Annotated in this window: 15 protein-coding genes; 13 read left to right on the forward strand and 2 right to left on the reverse strand. The window is 60.2% G+C overall.

Going from position 1 to position 15,647, the window contains the following annotated elements; translation table 11 throughout:
• The first annotated feature begins 61 nt into the window (after window positions 1-61).
• The 7 genes from CGA21_RS08145 (at window position 62) to CGA21_RS08175 (ending at window position 7,415) form a co-directional block, all read left to right on the forward strand.
• The gene (locus CGA21_RS08145) at window positions 62-658 is read left to right on the forward strand and encodes a paraquat-inducible protein A (RefSeq protein WP_110747312.1); all 597 of its coding nucleotides are present in this window, start codon (window positions 62-64) and stop codon (window positions 656-658) included.
• A complete protein-coding gene (locus tag CGA21_RS08150) occupies window positions 655-1,311 on the forward strand; it encodes a paraquat-inducible protein A (protein WP_110747315.1) in 657 nt (218 codons plus the stop codon). Before CGA21_RS08145 ends, CGA21_RS08150 begins: the two co-directional genes overlap by 4 nt.
• A complete protein-coding gene (locus CGA21_RS08155; RefSeq protein ID WP_110747318.1) occupies window positions 1,292-2,968 on the forward strand; it encodes an intermembrane transport protein PqiB in 1,677 nt (558 codons plus the stop codon). Before CGA21_RS08150 ends, CGA21_RS08155 begins: the two co-directional genes overlap by 20 nt.
• A gap of 17 nt (window positions 2,969-2,985) precedes the next feature.
• Window positions 2,986-3,552 carry a membrane integrity-associated transporter subunit PqiC gene (locus tag CGA21_RS08160; RefSeq protein ID WP_179055261.1) on the forward strand — a complete coding sequence of 189 codons (567 nt, stop codon included), beginning with the start codon at window positions 2,986-2,988 and terminating at the stop codon, window positions 3,550-3,552.
• Between the two features lie 180 nt (window positions 3,553-3,732).
• Complete coding sequence (locus CGA21_RS08165; protein ID WP_188263938.1) at window positions 3,733-4,746, forward strand: iron ABC transporter substrate-binding protein; 1,014 nt, start codon at window positions 3,733-3,735, stop codon at window positions 4,744-4,746.
• A gap of 3 nt (window positions 4,747-4,749) precedes the next feature.
• Window positions 4,750-6,348, forward strand: coding sequence for an ABC transporter permease (locus CGA21_RS08170; RefSeq protein ID WP_188263939.1), 1,599 nt, complete (start codon window positions 4,750-4,752; stop codon window positions 6,346-6,348).
• A complete protein-coding gene (locus tag CGA21_RS08175) occupies window positions 6,345-7,415 on the forward strand; it encodes an ABC transporter ATP-binding protein (RefSeq protein WP_110747327.1) in 1,071 nt (356 codons plus the stop codon). The genes CGA21_RS08170 and CGA21_RS08175 overlap by 4 nt, the downstream gene beginning before the upstream one ends.
• Before the next feature lie 10 nt (window positions 7,416-7,425).
• On the opposite strand, the gene xerC is transcribed toward CGA21_RS08175, so the two are convergent.
• Entirely contained in the window at window positions 7,426-8,364 is a 939-nt protein-coding gene (gene xerC / locus CGA21_RS08180) for a tyrosine recombinase XerC (RefSeq protein ID WP_411157061.1), read from the reverse strand.
• Window positions 8,365-8,554: 190 nt separating this feature from the next.
• Here xerC and CGA21_RS08185 point away from each other — a divergent pair, with 190 nt between their 5' ends.
• Window positions 8,555-9,934: a UDP-glucose dehydrogenase family protein gene (locus CGA21_RS08185; protein WP_110747328.1), complete on the forward strand. Its 1,380-nt coding sequence runs from the start codon at window positions 8,555-8,557 to the stop codon at window positions 9,932-9,934.
• Between the two features lie 216 nt (window positions 9,935-10,150).
• Here CGA21_RS08185 and CGA21_RS08190 read toward each other — a convergent pair whose 3' ends face one another.
• The gene (locus CGA21_RS08190; protein ID WP_188263940.1) at window positions 10,151-10,294 is read right to left on the reverse strand and encodes a hypothetical protein; all 144 of its coding nucleotides are present in this window, start codon (window positions 10,292-10,294) and stop codon (window positions 10,151-10,153) included.
• Here CGA21_RS08190 and CGA21_RS08195 point away from each other — a divergent pair.
• The 5 genes from CGA21_RS08195 (at window position 10,293) to CGA21_RS08215 (ending at window position 15,473) form a co-directional block, all read left to right on the forward strand.
• Complete coding sequence (locus tag CGA21_RS08195) at window positions 10,293-11,006, forward strand: HPP family protein (protein ID WP_110747847.1); 714 nt, start codon at window positions 10,293-10,295, stop codon at window positions 11,004-11,006. The genes CGA21_RS08190 and CGA21_RS08195 overlap by 2 nt on opposite strands.
• Before the next feature lie 354 nt (window positions 11,007-11,360).
• A complete protein-coding gene (locus CGA21_RS08200) occupies window positions 11,361-12,983 on the forward strand; it encodes an acyl-CoA dehydrogenase family protein (RefSeq protein WP_188263941.1) in 1,623 nt (540 codons plus the stop codon).
• 2 nt (window positions 12,984-12,985) lie between these two features.
• The gene (locus tag CGA21_RS08205) at window positions 12,986-14,218 is read left to right on the forward strand and encodes a cytochrome P450 (RefSeq protein ID WP_188263942.1); all 1,233 of its coding nucleotides are present in this window, start codon (window positions 12,986-12,988) and stop codon (window positions 14,216-14,218) included.
• A complete protein-coding gene (locus tag CGA21_RS08210) occupies window positions 14,215-14,613 on the forward strand; it encodes a Rid family hydrolase (protein ID WP_110747337.1) in 399 nt (132 codons plus the stop codon). The genes CGA21_RS08205 and CGA21_RS08210 overlap by 4 nt, the downstream gene beginning before the upstream one ends.
• Window positions 14,610-15,473 carry an alpha/beta hydrolase gene (locus CGA21_RS08215; protein ID WP_188263943.1) on the forward strand — a complete coding sequence of 288 codons (864 nt, stop codon included), beginning with the start codon at window positions 14,610-14,612 and terminating at the stop codon, window positions 15,471-15,473. The genes CGA21_RS08210 and CGA21_RS08215 overlap by 4 nt, the downstream gene beginning before the upstream one ends.
• Window positions 15,474-15,647 lie beyond the last annotated feature (174 nt).

Raw genomic sequence — 15,647 nt, forward strand, 5'->3', positions numbered from 1 at the left:
GCGAGTCACTTCTATATTGAGGGGGTGCTCTGAACTTCGTGCCTCCTGTTGAGCCTGGCCCATGGCAACTACTGATCAACTGATCATCTGCGAGCACTGCGACTGCGTGTATCAAAAAGTCACACTCGCCAAACATCAGAAAACCCTGTGTACACGCTGCGGCGGTGTACTTCAGCGCTATAACGGCCTGACCGTGGAGCAGCGCCTGGCATTGACCTTCACGGCATTGGTGCTGTGGATTTTCGCCAACTTCTATCCGGTCATGAGCATCAGCCTCAAAGGCCTGAAAAACAGCGCGACCCTTTGGGATTCGGTACTGGCGCTGAGCCTTGGGCCGATCACGTTCATTGCGTTGGTGGCGGCAATCGCCATGATCATCGCGCCGATTTTCCAGTTGCTGCTGCTGATCTGGGTGCTGAGCTACGCCCTCACCTCGCGGCGCGCCCCCGGCTTCAGGTTTTGCATGCGCTGGCTGGAAACCCTCAGGCCGTGGAGCATGCTGGAAGTCTGCCTGCTGGGAGCAATGGTCGCCGTGATCAAGCTCGCCGGGTTACTGGATGTGCTGCCCGGCATCGGTCTGTTCGCCTTGGCTATCCTCAGCCTGATGATGATCCGCATTGCCGGCCGCGATATCCGTGAACTGTGGGACATCGTATGACAACACCTCCTGTCGCCAGCGATCTCAACCTGTGCCTTTGCCACAGCTGCGGCCTGGCCTGTGACATGACGTTCGAACCCCATGAATGCGAGCGCTGTGGCGCCCCCCTGCATCGACGTAAAACCAACTCGTTGACCCGGACCTGGGCGTATATGTTCACCGCCCTGGTGTTTTACATCCCGGCCAACCTGTTGCCGGTGATGAACACCAAGATGGTCGGCAATGGCGCCGACAGCACGATCATGAGCGGCGTGATCGAGTTCTGGCAGCACGGCGCATGGGACATTGCCCTGATCATCTTCATCGCCAGCATCGCGGTGCCAGGCGTCAAGTTCGTCGCACTGACGCTGCTGCTGGTGACCGTTCAGCGCGATAGCCAGTGGGCACTGCGCGAGCGCTCGCAGATGTACCGTTTTGTCGAGCTCATCGGTTATTGGTCGATGCTTGACGTCATCGTGGTGGCCCTGGTGGCCTCCCTGGTCAAGTTCCAGGCCCTGGCCGATATCGAACCGCGGCCGGGGATTTTGTTCTTTGGCCTGGTGGTGGTGTTCACCATGCTCTCCGCGATGAGTTTCGATCCGCGACTGATCTGGGATAAAGAGCGGCAAAAACCATTAAATGAGGAGGTCACGGATGAAGTCACAAGCCACTGACGGGCCGCTGGTCCCGGGGCAAGCTCCGATCAAGACCCGCCGCTTCAGCTTTTCGCTCGTGTGGATCGTACCGATCGTTGCGGTGCTGGTAGGGATATCGCTGGTGGTTCACAGCATCTTGCAGGAGGGGCCGACCATCACGGTCAAGTTCAAGACCGGTGACGGCCTGACCGCCAACAAGACCGAAGTCAAATACCGCAACGTGGTGATCGGCCATGTCTCGGACGTGGAACTGGCCAACGACCAGAAGAGCGTGAATGCCACCATCAAACTGGCCAAACAGGCCGAAAGCTTTACCCGCAAAGACTCGCAGTTTTGGGTGGTCAGGCCGCGGATCGGCGCTGGCGGGGTGTCGGGTATCGATACGCTGTTGTCCGGGGACTACATCGGCGCCGATATCGGCCAGGACAATGCACGCGCCAAGAACTTCAAAGGTCTGGAAAACCCGCCAGCCATCACCTATGGCGAGCCGGGCAAGCGTTTCACCCTGCACACCCAGGACCTGGGGTCACTGGATATTGGCTCGCCGGTCTACTACCGCAAGATTCCGGTCGGCCAGGTCGTGGCCTACGCCCTGGATCCCGATGGCAAAGGGGTGAACATCGAACTATTCATCCACGCCCCCAATGATCAGTACGTCACTGAGAACACCCGATTCTGGAACGCCAGCGGTGTGGACGTGAGCGTCGGTGCCAACGGTTTTGCGGTCAAGACCGAGTCCCTGTCTTCCTTGCTGGTGGGTGGGATTGCGTTCCGTGCGCCGGAATACAGCCCCGACGACAAACCGGCCCCGGAAGAATATGCCTACGAACTGTTCGAGGACCAGCAAACAGCCCTCGCCCCGCCCTACGGCAAGGCGCAATACCTGAGTTTACGTTTCGATCAGGCGCTGCGCGGGCTCAAGGTCGATGCACCGGTGGAATTCCTGGGTGTCGAATTCGGGCGAGTTGTCTCGATCAATCTGGATTTCGACGCGAAGAAACGCACGTTCCCGGTCAATGTCGGCATCGTGATTTATCCGCAGCGACTCGGCCAGGCCCACGCAAAAATGCTCAAGGCCTTGAATCATGACCCCAATGACGAAGCCGCGGGCGTCCGCCTGATGGGCTCTTTCGTCGAAAACGGCCTGCGTGCGCAGGCCCGTAGCGGCAATCTATTGACCGGCCAGCTATACATTGCACTCGATTTTTACCCCAAGGCGGAGAAAGTCGTTTTCGATCCCACCGCCCGCCCCGTTTCCATTCCAACGATTCCGGGCAGCCTCGAACAATTGCAGGAAAAGCTCGAGGCCATGGTCACCAAGATCAATCAACTGCCCATCGAACGGATCGCCGGCAATCTGGACAGCAACCTCATCGAATTGCGCAAGGGTTTGTCGCAATTCAATGCCAAGACTTTGCCTAGCGTACAAAGCACGCTGGGGGACGTGAGCAAGACCCTGCAATCGGCCAGCACCACCTTGCAATCGGCCAATTCGACGCTTGCCGATGACTCGCCGCAACGGGAAAAACTCGGCCAGACCCTGGACGAACTCGGACGCACCTCGCGCGCCTTGCGTGATCTGGCCGATTATCTGGGCCGGCATCCGGAATCGTTGATACGCGGCCGTCCAAACAATGCCGCGCCGATCGATATGCAAGGGCCGCCGAGCAAATGACCACAGGAGCAACATTCATGGCTTTTTCGCTGAAAATCACCTTGTTCGCCGCGTTGTCGTTGCTCGCCGCTTGCCGCAGCGATCCAATCCAGTTTCACACCCTGACCCCAGCCCAACTGACGGGTACTTCACGCAATGGCGCGCAAATCGAGATTGAATTGCTTAGCGTCCCGCCGCAGGTCGATCGCCCGCAGATTGTCGTACGCCAGGGCAATACCGGCATGGCGATCCTGGAAACCGACTGGTGGGGTGCCAGCCTGGTGGATGAGTTGCGCAGTGCCTTGCTCGACCAGATGATCAACAATAATCCGCAACGCAAGCTGTCGGTGCGCCTGGAGGTACAGCGCTTCGATTCGATTCCTGGCCAGTATGGATTGCTCGACGTGAGATGGCGCCTGCGCAGCAGCAATGGCCATGAGGACGTCATCGGCAATTGCCGCAGCACCCTGCAGACGCCATCAGGCCCCTCGATCGAGGAGCTGGTAGCCGCGCAGCAGAACAACGTCAGGCGCCTGGCCGCGCTGATCAGCCAGGCAGCGGCTGGCACGCAAAAAGGTTGTCCCTCCACAAATGCCAACCAATGATGCAATCCCCTCGCCACAAAGGTTCGCCCACAGGATTTGACGATTTTTTCTCATTTGGGGCTTTACATTAGCGCGCCTTGAATCTGCAAATGATTCGTATTGATCTAGAATAATTGACGTCGTTCTTTTTCTCGATTGAATCAGTTTGCACGACCCAAAAAAAACAGGAGCCGGCGCCGCATGAAGTCCCCTATCCCTTCGTTCCTCAAAAAGGCCCTGCTGGCCACCGCTTTGCTGAGCGTTGGTCACGCGTACGCCGCCGATACCGCTGGTATCGTGGTCTACAACGCACAGCATGAAAGCCTGACCAAATCCTGGGTCGAAGGTTTTACGCAGCAAACCGGTATTCCGGTGACCTTGCGCAACGGCGATGATACCGAAATGGGCAACCAGATCGTGCAGGAAGGCGCCGACTCGCCGGCCGATGTATTCCTCACCGAGAACTCCCCGGCGATGGTGCTGGTCGACAACGCCGGTTTGTTCGCGCCCGTGGACAAAACCACCCTGGAGCAGGTCGATTCAGCCTACCGCCCGGCCCACGGCAAATGGCTGGGCATCGCTGCACGTTCCACGGTGTTCGTCTACAACCCGAGCAAATTGCCGCAAGACCAGTTGCCCAAATCGATCATGGACCTTGCCGCGCCGAACTGGAAAGGCCGCTGGGGCGCATCCCCGGGTGGCGCCGACTTCCAGGCGATCGTTGCCGCCATGCTCGAACAAAAAGGCGAAGCCGCCACCCTGGAGTGGCTCAAGGCGATGAAAACCAACTTCAGCGCGTACCGGGGCAACAGTTCGGTGCTCAAGGCGGTGAATGCCGGGCAGATCGACAGCGGCGTGATCTACCACTATTACAGCTTCGTCGATCAGGCCAAGACCGGCGAGAACAGCAAGAACACTGCCTTGCACTACTTCAAACACAAGGACCCGGGCGCGTTTGTCAGCATTTCCGGAGGTGGCGTCCTGGCCTCCAGCAAACACAAGGAACAAGCCCAGGCGTTCCTCAAGTGGATCACTGGCAAGGATGGCCAGGCCATCCTCAAGGACGGCAAGTCGTTTGAATATGCCGTGGGCAAGAACGCCGAATCCAACCCTAAACTGGTGCCTTTGCAGCAGCTCGCCGCGCCGTCCGTGGACGCCTCGAAACTCGACAGTAAAAAAGCCGTGGAGCTGATGACTCAGGCAGGACTGCTCTAATTGATGCCTGAAATCCTGCCGGTGGGTACCGCCCAAGCGCTACCCGCCAATTTACGTAGACGGTCACGCGGCGTGTTCGCGAGCCGCGGTGGCGCGTGGGTGGTCGGGTTGTCGGTGCTGGTGTCGTTACTGGCACTGCTGCCGATTGCCTACGTCATCGGCGTGTCCCTGCAAACCGGCTGGTCCACGGTGGTGACCTTGGTGTTCCGCCCGCGGGTGGGCGAGTTGCTGACCAACACCGTGTTGCTGGTGGTGCTGACCATTCCCCTCTGCGTGGCGCTGGGTGTGGCACTGGCCTGGCTGACCGAACGCACGGATCTGCCGGGGCGGCGCTGGTGGTCGTTACTGGCCACGGCGCCCCTGGCGGTGCCAGCCTTTGTCCACAGCTATGCCTGGGTCAGCCTGGTGCCGCCGATCCACGGCTTGTTGGCCGGGGTGCTGGTGTCGGTCATTGCCTACTTCCCGTTTCTCTACCTGCCGATTGCGGCAACGCTGCGGCGCCTCGACCCGGCCATTGAAGATGTCGCCGAATCCCTTGGACTCAAGCCGTGGGCTGTATTTTTTCGCGTCGTGCTCCCGCAGTTGCGCCTGGCCATTTGCGGTGGCGCATTGCTGGTCGGCCTGCATCTGCTGGCCGAGTATGGCCTGTACGCGATGATCCGCTTCGACACGTTCACCACCGCGATCTTCGATCAGTTCAAGTCCACCTTCAACGGGCCTGCCGCCCACATGCTGGCCAGCGTGCTTGCCTTGTGTTGCCTGGTGATGCTGACCGTGGAATCCGCCGCTCGGGGCCATGCGCGCTACGCCCGCGTGGGCTCCGGTAGCGCCCGTGAGCAACGGGTGGTGCGCCTGAAAACCCCGGCCAGGGTGCTCGCATTGACCTTGCAGGGCGTCACATGTGCCCTGGCGCTGGGGGTGCCCCTGATCACCCTTGGCGGATGGTTGATCGCCGGCGGCGTGCAAGCCTGGGACCTGGATGAGCTCCTGCCGGCCCTGCAACAGACCTTGCTGCTGGGTCTCGCGGGCGCGGCCCTGACCACCTGCGCGGCCATTCCGATCGCCTGGCTGTCAATCCGCTATCCCGGACGGATGCAACGGATACTGGAAAGCTGCAACTACATCACCAGCTCATTGCCGGGCATCGTCGTGGCACTGGCCCTGGTGACCGTGACCATTCACTTTGCCCGGCCGATCTACCAGACCACCATCACCGTGCTCCTGGCTTATCTGCTGATGTTCTTGCCCCGGGCCCTGGTGAGCTTGCGCGCGGGCATCGCCCAGGCCCCCGTGGAACTGGAAAACATCGCCCGCAGCCTGGGCCGCTCCCCTGCCCGCGCGTTGTGGCTGATCACCCTGCGCCTGGCCGCACCGGGGGCGGCTGCCGGCGCGGCGCTGGTGTTCCTGGCGATCACCAATGAACTGACCGCCACCCTGTTGCTCGCGCCGAACGGCACGCGGACCCTCGCTACCGGGTTCTGGGCCATGACCAGCGAAATCGACTATGTCGCGGCAGCGCCCTATGCCCTGCTGATGATCCTGTTGTCGCTGCCGCTGACCGGGCTCCTTTATCACCAATCGAAAAAAACGGCTGGCCGATGAACACTCTTGAACTGCATTCACTGAACAAGTCCTACGGCGCCCATAAAGCCCTGGATAACGTCAGCCTGTCGGTACCCAGCGGCAGCCGTACGGTCATTGTCGGCCCCTCGGGCTCGGGCAAGACCACCTTGCTGCGCATGATTGCCGGCTTCGAATTCCCTGACTCCGGCCGCTTGTCGCTCGATGGTCAAACCCTGGTCGACAGCACCCATGAAGTACCGGCACACCAGCGCCTGATTGGCTATGTCCCGCAGGACGGCGCTTTGTTTCCGCACATGACCGTGGCCGCCAACATCGGCTTCGGCTTGTCGATCAAAGGCCACCAAAAGCACGAGCGTGTCGCCCAGTTGATGGACAGCGTAGCCCTCGATTCTTCCATGGCCGCGCGCTGGCCCCACGAGTTGTCCGGCGGCCAGCAGCAGCGTGTTGCGCTGGCACGGGCACTGGCGCAGCGGCCGCGCCTGATGTTGCTGGACGAGCCGTTTTCGGCACTCGATACCGGTTTGCGCGCGGTCATGCGCAAGATGGTCGCCCGCCTGCTGGAAGACGCAGGGATCACCACCATCCTGGTCACCCACGACCAGAGCGAAGCCTTGTCCTTCGCCGATCAACTGGCCGTGATGCGCCATGGCCGGCTGGTGCAGTCAGGCCATCCGCTGGACCTCTACCGCTACCCCGAAGACGAACAGACCGCGCTGTTCCTTGGCGACGCCGTGGTCATGCCGGCCCGGATCGAGGCGGGCTGGGCGCATTGCGACCTGGGCCGGATTCCGGTCAACAATCATCGCAACAACCACTCGGCGCAGATCATGCTCCGCCCCGAACAATTGCAACTGGCCAGCATCTTGCCCGACGACACCAGTGTCGCTGGCTGCCGGGCAAAGGTCATCGACCGCGACTTCAGCGGCAACACCTGCACCTTGACCGTGGAGTTGCAGCCTCGCGCCCCCGACCAGCCTATCGGCCGATCCTTGCTGGTGCGCAGCTCCGGCATGTATGCGCCGCCGGCGGGCAGCGCCGTCCAGGTCTCGACGATCGGCCACGCGCACGTGCTGAGCGAACCTTGAGCCAAGGCCGTCAAAGGTCGAAGCGATCTACCGCCCGACGCCGCTCGTTGTCGTCGCGCACATCGTAGTTGGCCGTGGTCTGGATATTGCTGTGATGCGCCAGCTTTTGCGCGATGGACAGATCGTGTTCTTCAATCACCCGGGTGATGAACGACCGGCGAAAATCATGCGGCATGATTTTCACCCCCACCTGCGTACCCCGCTGGCGCGCAATGTAGTAGATCGCGTGCTTGGTAATGCGCTCACGGGTGATGTGACTGCCACGCCGGATACGGTTGAACAGGAACGTATCGTCCTCTTCGCCTTCCTTTAGCATCGAGCGGCGCAGTTCCAGCCAGGCATCGAGCTTGGCGAAAGCCCACGCCGGGGCGTACTTGATCAACTGTTTGTTGCCCTTGGCCGTGACGCGCAGGCTGCGTTCATTGAAGTCGACCTGATTGAGGTCGAGGTTCACCGACTCCGATTTGCGCATGCCAGAACCGTACAGGATCGCAATGATGGCGGCGTCGCGCAGGCCTTGTGGCCGAGGATCGGCGGCGCAGACCTCCATCAATTCCTGGATCAATGAGCGCCGCAGGTTGCGCCCCTGGGACAGGCGCGTGCCGGCGATACCCTTGACCGAGCGCATTTTCAACAAGTGTTCCTGGCTGATCAGGCTCATGCGCCACGCTTCGTTCATCACTCCGCGCACCGCATTGACGTACAGCGACGACGTGTTGGGCGCATAACCGTCGGTGCGCAAGGTCGCGACCAGGGCGATGACGTCTTCAGGTTGCAGGTCGTGCCAGGCAATCTCCTCGACATTCATGTCTTCGAAGCCCAGGCGGTCGGCGGCGTCCTGCAAGACGTATCGCATGGTCAATTGGCTGGAGGGGGCCAGTCGGGCCAGATACAGGGTCAGGGGATTGGGTTTGGCGGCTTTTGGATCAGCAGCAGGTAAGTCAGTCAAACGAAACGGCCTTGAATAAAGAGGAAGCAGAAAAACGCTGTAAGACAGGGATGGCCGCTACGCTGCCGGTCGTGGCCTTGAAAGTCAAATACTCTGCCGGCAACCACCGTTCTGGCCGACGAACCGATAGACGAACTGAAACATGGCAGTGCTAAACCTTGGTCGGACTCGATCGGGGCAGGAGCAAGCCATGAGAATCAGTGTTTTGGGTAGCGGCTACGTTGGCCTGGTGCAAGCGGCCGTCCTGGCTGAAGTGGGCCATGACGTGGTCTGCATGGACGTCGACGAGAAAAAAGTCGAGTTGTTGCAACAGGGCCACGTGAGCATTTTCGAACCGGGGCTGGCCAGCCTGGTGCGCGAAGGCTTGGACGCCCGTCGTTTGCAATTCACCAGCGATGAAAAACTCGCGGTGCAACATGGCCAGGTGCTGTTTATTGCTGTCGGTACGCCGTCGCGTGACGATGGTTCGGCAGACCTGAGTCAGGTGATGGCGGTCGGCGAGGCGGTGGCGCGGCACCGGGAACAACCGCTGATCCTCGTGGAAAAGTCCACGGTGCCGGTGGGAACTGGCGATGCGTTGCGGGCGCATATCGACAAGTGCCTGATCAAGGTCGGGCGCCTGTTGCAGTTCGATATCGTGTCCAATCCCGAATTTCTCAAGGAAGGCTCGGCCGTGTCCGATTGCCGGCGCCCGGATCGTATCGTCATTGGCTGCGAACGCGAAGACGTGCGCGAGGTGATGCGTGACCTGTACGCACCCTTCAACCGCAACCATGAACGCATCATGTTCATGGACCTGCGCAGTGCCGAACTGACCAAGTACGCCGCCAACTGCATGCTGGCGACCAAGATCAGCTTCATCAATCAGATCGCCGAACTGGCCGAACACCTGGGTGCCGATATCGAATCGGTGCGCCTGGGCATCGGCGCCGATTCGCGCATCGGCTACCACTTCATCTACCCCGGTTGCGGTTATGGTGGCTCGTGCTTCCCCAAGGACATGCGTGCCCTGATCCACAGCGCCGAAGAGGCCAATTGCACAAGCGACCTGCTGCAAGCGGTGGAAGCCATCAACCAGCGGCAGAAACACAAGCTGTTCGAGCGCCTCAAGGCCTTCTACAAAGGCGATCTGCGCGGTAAGACCTTCGCCGTCTGGGGCCTGGCATTCAAACCCAACACCGACGACATGCGCGATGCGCCGAGCCGGCCATTGCTGGAGTCGCTGTGGGCCGCTGGCGCCAATGTCCGCGCGTTCGACCCCGAAGCCATGCAGCAAACCCAGCAACTGTACCCCGATGAAAGCAGGCTGATGCTGATGGGCACCCCGGAATCGGTACTCAACGGTGCGGACGCGCTGATCATCTGCACCGAATGGCAACAATTCAAGGCACCGGATTTTGATCTGATCCGCCAGCGCCTCAATGCACCGGTGATCTTCGACGGCCGCAACCTGTACGATGCCGAGCGCCTGGCGCGCAATGGTTTCCTGTACTTCCCGATGGGCCGCGGCGAGTCGCGCAAGTTGCCCATCCCCTACCAGCAATGGCCGGCGGCTCAAGTGGTCGCATAACACCCGTCGCGATGGTCGCCAACGATGACTTGGGCAGCCTGATACCCCGCGGCGCCGGGAAATCCATCGCGAGCATGCTCGCTCCTACAGAAAACGTGCGAAGAAACAGCCATTAGCCAGACACAAGCAGAGCCCCATGGCGGTGCTGGCCATGGCGCTGGACATCCAATGGAAATGCGATTCCCGATACATCAGAAATTATGAACTGAAGCTTCATTAATATGAATTTGTCAGCATCGGAAAGGCGCGGCACACTGTCGCCGTTCCTCCCCCAACAGTTGGAACACCTTCAAGGGCTTTCCGGGTTTCCCAGGCAAGCCCTTTTTTTTCCTCGGTTTTTGACGGAACGATGTTCATCATGCTTGCTCGCTGGTTGCCCGCCGCTATCAACACCCGCCCTTCGGAATGGAGTCGCGCTGCCATCGGCATGGCGCTGGGAACAATGTTCAGCGTCTGGCTGTGCGCTCAGGTATTCGGCATGCAAGTGGCGCAGCACCTGGTCGGTCCGCTGGGTGCCTCGGCGGTGTTGCTGTTTGCCGTGTCGTCCGGCGCGCTCGCGCAACCCTGGTCGATTCTCGGCGGCTACTTGAGTGCCGCGGTGGTAGCGCTGCTGGTGGCCCACGTGCTGGGGCGGACCCTGGGCAGCGCGTGCCTGGCGGCGGGCATGGCGCTGATCCTGATGTGCTGGCTGCGTTGCCTGCACCCGCCGGCCGGGGCACTGGCATTGCTGTTGGTGCTGGCCGACCCCGCGACCATTGCCATGGACTGGAAAGCCCTGGGCCCGGTGATGCTCGCCGCATCGACCATGCTGTTCAGCGCCTTGGCCTACAACAACTTGACGCGCATCCGTTACCCGAAACGCGCCAGCGAACCGGTGGCCGTCGTTCCCGCCGACCACCCTCCCGTCGACAGCCAGGCGATCACGGCCCAGGACCTGAAACTGGCCCTTGCGCAAATGGAAGCCTTCATTGACGTCACCCCCGAAGACCTTGAACAGCTGATCCACGCCACCGAGTTGCAGGCCAGGCGGCGCAGTATTGGCGAGGTGTTGTCCCGTACGACGTCCGACTAGTGGTCGTATTTCACCTTGCCCTGAACTGTTCAGCGGCTAAAGTACAACCCGTACCGCACAGAGTTGTCTGCCTTTCACTACGAAGTCTGGCTCGCCGTAAAAGTCCAGTAGCGATGACACAGGAAGTCTGGCTATGGAGAAAAACTCAACGTTGTTGGGTGGCGATGCTGGCTTTGCGCTTTGACAGAACCGCGCCGCCTTGTGAAACACCGCGAATCCCTCGCGCACGCAGCCATGGGCAAGAAAAATAGCCACTGCTGCTACAGCTGGCGATTGCGCGTGCTTCAAGTTCCGCCAGCTCTCTGACTCTGGTGGTTTCGAAATTTTTTTCGAAATCTACGAGAGGAACATCCGATGAGCATTTCACTCCGGGAACGGCTGGTCACCCCGCTGTTCGACCCCAAAAAACGCCACCAGCTGCCGCTGCGCGACTACATGGACCTGACGATCGAACGCATGCGCACGATTGTGCGCGATGGCCTGATCACCAATGACATGTGGTTGGGACAGGCCCGCCAGTCAGATTTTCGCCAGATGTACGAACGCACGGGGCTGATTGGCGCCTACGACTACGCGCTGTTCTCCTCGGTCGTCGACCACATGATCGCCGGCAACGCCCTGTTCGCCCAGGCAAGCGCGTTGCAAGTGGCGCGCTACCGCCAGGAAGTGATCGAAATGGGCGCGGTTTATGCCTTTGGCTGCACCGAGATCAACAGCGGCTCGGATGTGCGCAACCTGCAAACTCGCGTCACCTTTGAACCGCAGAGCCAGTGCCTGATCCTGCATACGCCTTCCCCGGCGGCTTGCAAGTACTGGATCGGCAATGCCTTGCACGCCGCTCAAGTGGTCATGGTGCTGGCGCGCTTGATCGTCGACGGCGAGGACGAAGGGCCGCACTGGTTTCGGGTACAGATCCGCCAACAGGAAAATGGCCCGTTGTTGCCTGGCGTCAAGGTCGTGGCCTGCGATCCCAAGGGTGGAATCCACGCCAACCAGGTGGCCGGCATTTGCTTCGACCAGATGAAACTGGCGCCGGATGCATTGATGCAACGGCACGCACACTTCACCAGGGACGGCACGTTCAGCAGCGATGTCCCCCGTAGCGAACGCCTGACCTGCGCCATGGAAACGTTCATTCAAGAGCGTTTGTTGCTCCTGGCCGCAGCAAGCAGTGGAGCCAGCCTGTGCACCCACCTGGCTTACCGTTTCACCGGCCATCGCCAGCTACGAACCGGCAACACCTGCGAGCCCCTGTTGGTCAAACCGGTGATCCGCCAACGGCTATACACCGAACAACTGAAGGCGCTCGCCCTGAAGCTGTTGGAACAGGCGATCGTGGCGAAATTCGAAGCGCACTGGGACCTACCGCACAAGCGCAAGGAACTGCACATCCTCGCCGCCGTCGCCAAAAGCGTCGGCACCTGGATCGCGCTGGATGTCATGGGCATGTGCCGGGAAATCTGTGGCTCCCAGGGATTCCACCATTACAACCAGATCGTCACCTTGCGCATGGACTGCGAGATCAGCGTGACGTTTGCAGGGGACAACAGTGTCATGGCCTACCAGGTGGCCAGGGACGCAATCACCCGGCCGCGTTTTGCCTCACGTCCTACCGCCAACGTTGCCCAGCGAACTGAAAAGACCCTGGTCGAACGCTGTCGAAATCCGGGCGAAGTCTCCCATCGCCAGGCCGTGGCCCTGACCTATGCGCGCGCCCTTGACCTGATTATCGAGGAAGTCGAGAACAACCATCTGGTGTCGTCGCAAACGCTGCAAGACCTGATCGAAGTGTTTGCTGCGCCGTTGAGCGAGGGCGGATTCGTCGCCAACGGCAGCGAACTGGACAGCCATGCCAACGAACACCAACTGGCCACGCTGGCTGCCTTGCTGGCGCCGCCGAGTGAACTGGTCAGCGCGCCTATCGATAAACCGGACTACATCCACCAGTTCACCGCGGCACTGTATGGGGAGTCATGACCATGGACGTTCAAGCGCTGCTCGACTTCACCGATCGCGACACGGTTCGCACACCCTACCCGGCTTACCGCTACCTGCGCGAGCATCATCCGGCCTATTGGTGCCCCCACTTCAAGGCGTGGTTCCTGACCCGCTACAGCGATGTCTTCGCCGCCCAGGGCGATACCAGGCGCTATTCCTCGAACCGCATGCAACAACTGGTCGATGCGCAGGTGCCCGAGGAAAAACGGGCGCAACTGGCAGGGTTCGTCAAACTCGCCTCGGACTGGATGTACTCCCAGGACGGTGCAGCACACAAGGCCAGCCGCCAACTGTTGAGCAGGGCCTTTACACCCCGCGCCATCGAGACCTTGCGGCAAACCATCGAGGTCATTACCGACGAGGAACTGTCCTGCCTCGAACCCCAAACCGACTTGATGGCCAACCTCTTCAACCGCATACCGGCGCTGATCCTCGCCAAACTCTACGGCATCGCCCGCGAGGACGCATTGAAGCTGCGGCGCTGGACCGATGACATCCTGATTTTCCTGGTCGGCAGTCTCGACCCCGACTACGGACCGGCGCAAGCGCTCAAGGGTGTGGAGGAAATGTACGCCTACTTTGCCGACATCATTGAACAGCGCCGAAAACAGCCTGAGGACGACCTGGTCAGCCGGGTGCTGGAGGCCGCCAAAGACAGCGCATCAAGCATGGAAGAGGTGCTGGCACAGATCGTTTTTATCCTCGTGGCGGGCTACACCACCAGCGCCGATCAGCTGTGCATTGGTTTACTGCACTTGCTTGAACATCCCCATCAGCACCAGGCCTTGAAGGCCGACCTGACACTGGTCAAACCGGCCATCGAGGAAATGCTGCGCTTCGATTCCGCCGGGTCCTTCAGTCATCGCGTACTCAACGAAGATGTGCAAATCCACGGCGTGACGATGAAACAAGGCGACCTGGTCTACTTGATGCGCGCCGCTGCCAATCGTGATCCGGCAAAGTTCGAAAACCCTGACTGCTTCGACATCCTGCGCAAGCCCAACGACCACCTGGCATTTGGCCGGGGTGAGCACTTCTGCATGGGCACCGCGTTGTTCCGACTGGAAGCGGAAGTGGTGTTCACCTCGTTGTTCAAGCGGTTTCCAGAGCTTTCACTGATCGCGCAAAAGCCAGCGGTGTGGCGGACCAATAACCTGCAGTTTCGTGGATTGAAATCACTGCCCATCGACCTGGGCAAAGGAGCGACACAATGAAGATCCAACGGGTTTTTTCGCAAGCTCCATGGGAAAAAATCGCCGGATACTGCCGGGCAATTCGGGTCGGTGAGCGGATTTTGATGGGCGGCACCGTGGCGTTCGATAAAAAAGGCAAACCCTTCAAGCCGGGTAATGCGTACAAGCAGACCCTGCGTTGCCTGGAGATTATCGAAGACTCCATCCATCAGCTTGGCGTCGATCGACGAAGCATCATCGGTATCCGCATCTACACCACCAGCATGAAGTTCTGGCCGGACATCGCCAAGGCGCACAAGAAATTTTTCAAGGGGCATCCACCGACATTGATGTGCCTGGCGGTCAGCGATTTGATCAGTAAGGAATATGTGGTCGAACTCACCACCGAGGCCACGGCCTGCGAGATCGAGCTATGACGACGCCGCGGCAAGGCTCAAGACCCGACGTGGAAACCGTCAGGGCTGCACTGCGCGCGTCGATGGTCGTCAGGGTTCGCGACCTGATCATCGATAATCAGGGACGAACACTGCCGCTGCGGCTCTATACACCCGCTGGCTCAGGCCCCTTCCCCGTACTGATGTTTTTTCATGGGGGTGGATGGGTTACCGGCGATCTCGATACCCACGATGGCTTTTGCCGGCACATGTGTGAGTGGGCAGGCTGCGCCGTTGTGGCCGTGGACTATGCCCGTCCTCCGGAACACCTGTTCCCTGCGGCGGTGGACGATTGCTGTGCCGCAACACAATGGGTGATTGGAGAAGGCGCAGGTCTGGGCCTGGCTCCATCGCGCATGGCCGTGGCAGGCGGCGGTTCCGGCGGCGGGCTGGCGGCTGCCGTCAGTCTGTGGGCGCTCGCACGGGGTTCGCCACGGTTGGCGTTTCAACTGCTGCTCTATCCCTTGCTCGATTGCCTGGCGAACAACCCCTCACATGACGAGTTCGCCAAAGGACCTGGGCTGACCGGTGAAATGCTCGAGTGGTACATCGAGCATTACATACCGCAGGGCGTGTCCCGTGCAGACCCCAGGCTTTCACCGGTTTACGCTGAAAACCTGCGAGGCCTGCCACCGGCGTTGATCATCACCTGCGGTCTTGATGTATTGCGGGACGAGGGACGGCAGTACGCGCATCAGCTCAGGAAGGCAGATGTCCGGGTGCAACAAAAGGAGTACATCGACATGCCTCACGGGTTCATCAACTATCCGGCTCGCTACGATGTGGCAAAAAAAGCCCTGCTCTTGTGCGCACAAGTCCTGCAAGAGCACTTGCATCGTTGACGGGTCAATAAAGCCGGGACAGCGCGCCTCGGCTTTTTTCTACCATGTGCTTCGTCCTGAATAAGGTTTACACCTTCTGGCTTCTTATCAGGAAGGTGCAATGGATACGGGCACAAAACGCAGTCAACGAGATTACACACTGACTTTTAAATTGTCGGTCGTCGATCAAGTCGA

Source organism: Pseudomonas sp. PSB11 (assembly GCF_014596605.1).
Classification (GTDB): domain Bacteria; phylum Pseudomonadota; class Gammaproteobacteria; order Pseudomonadales; family Pseudomonadaceae; genus Aquipseudomonas; species Aquipseudomonas umsongensis.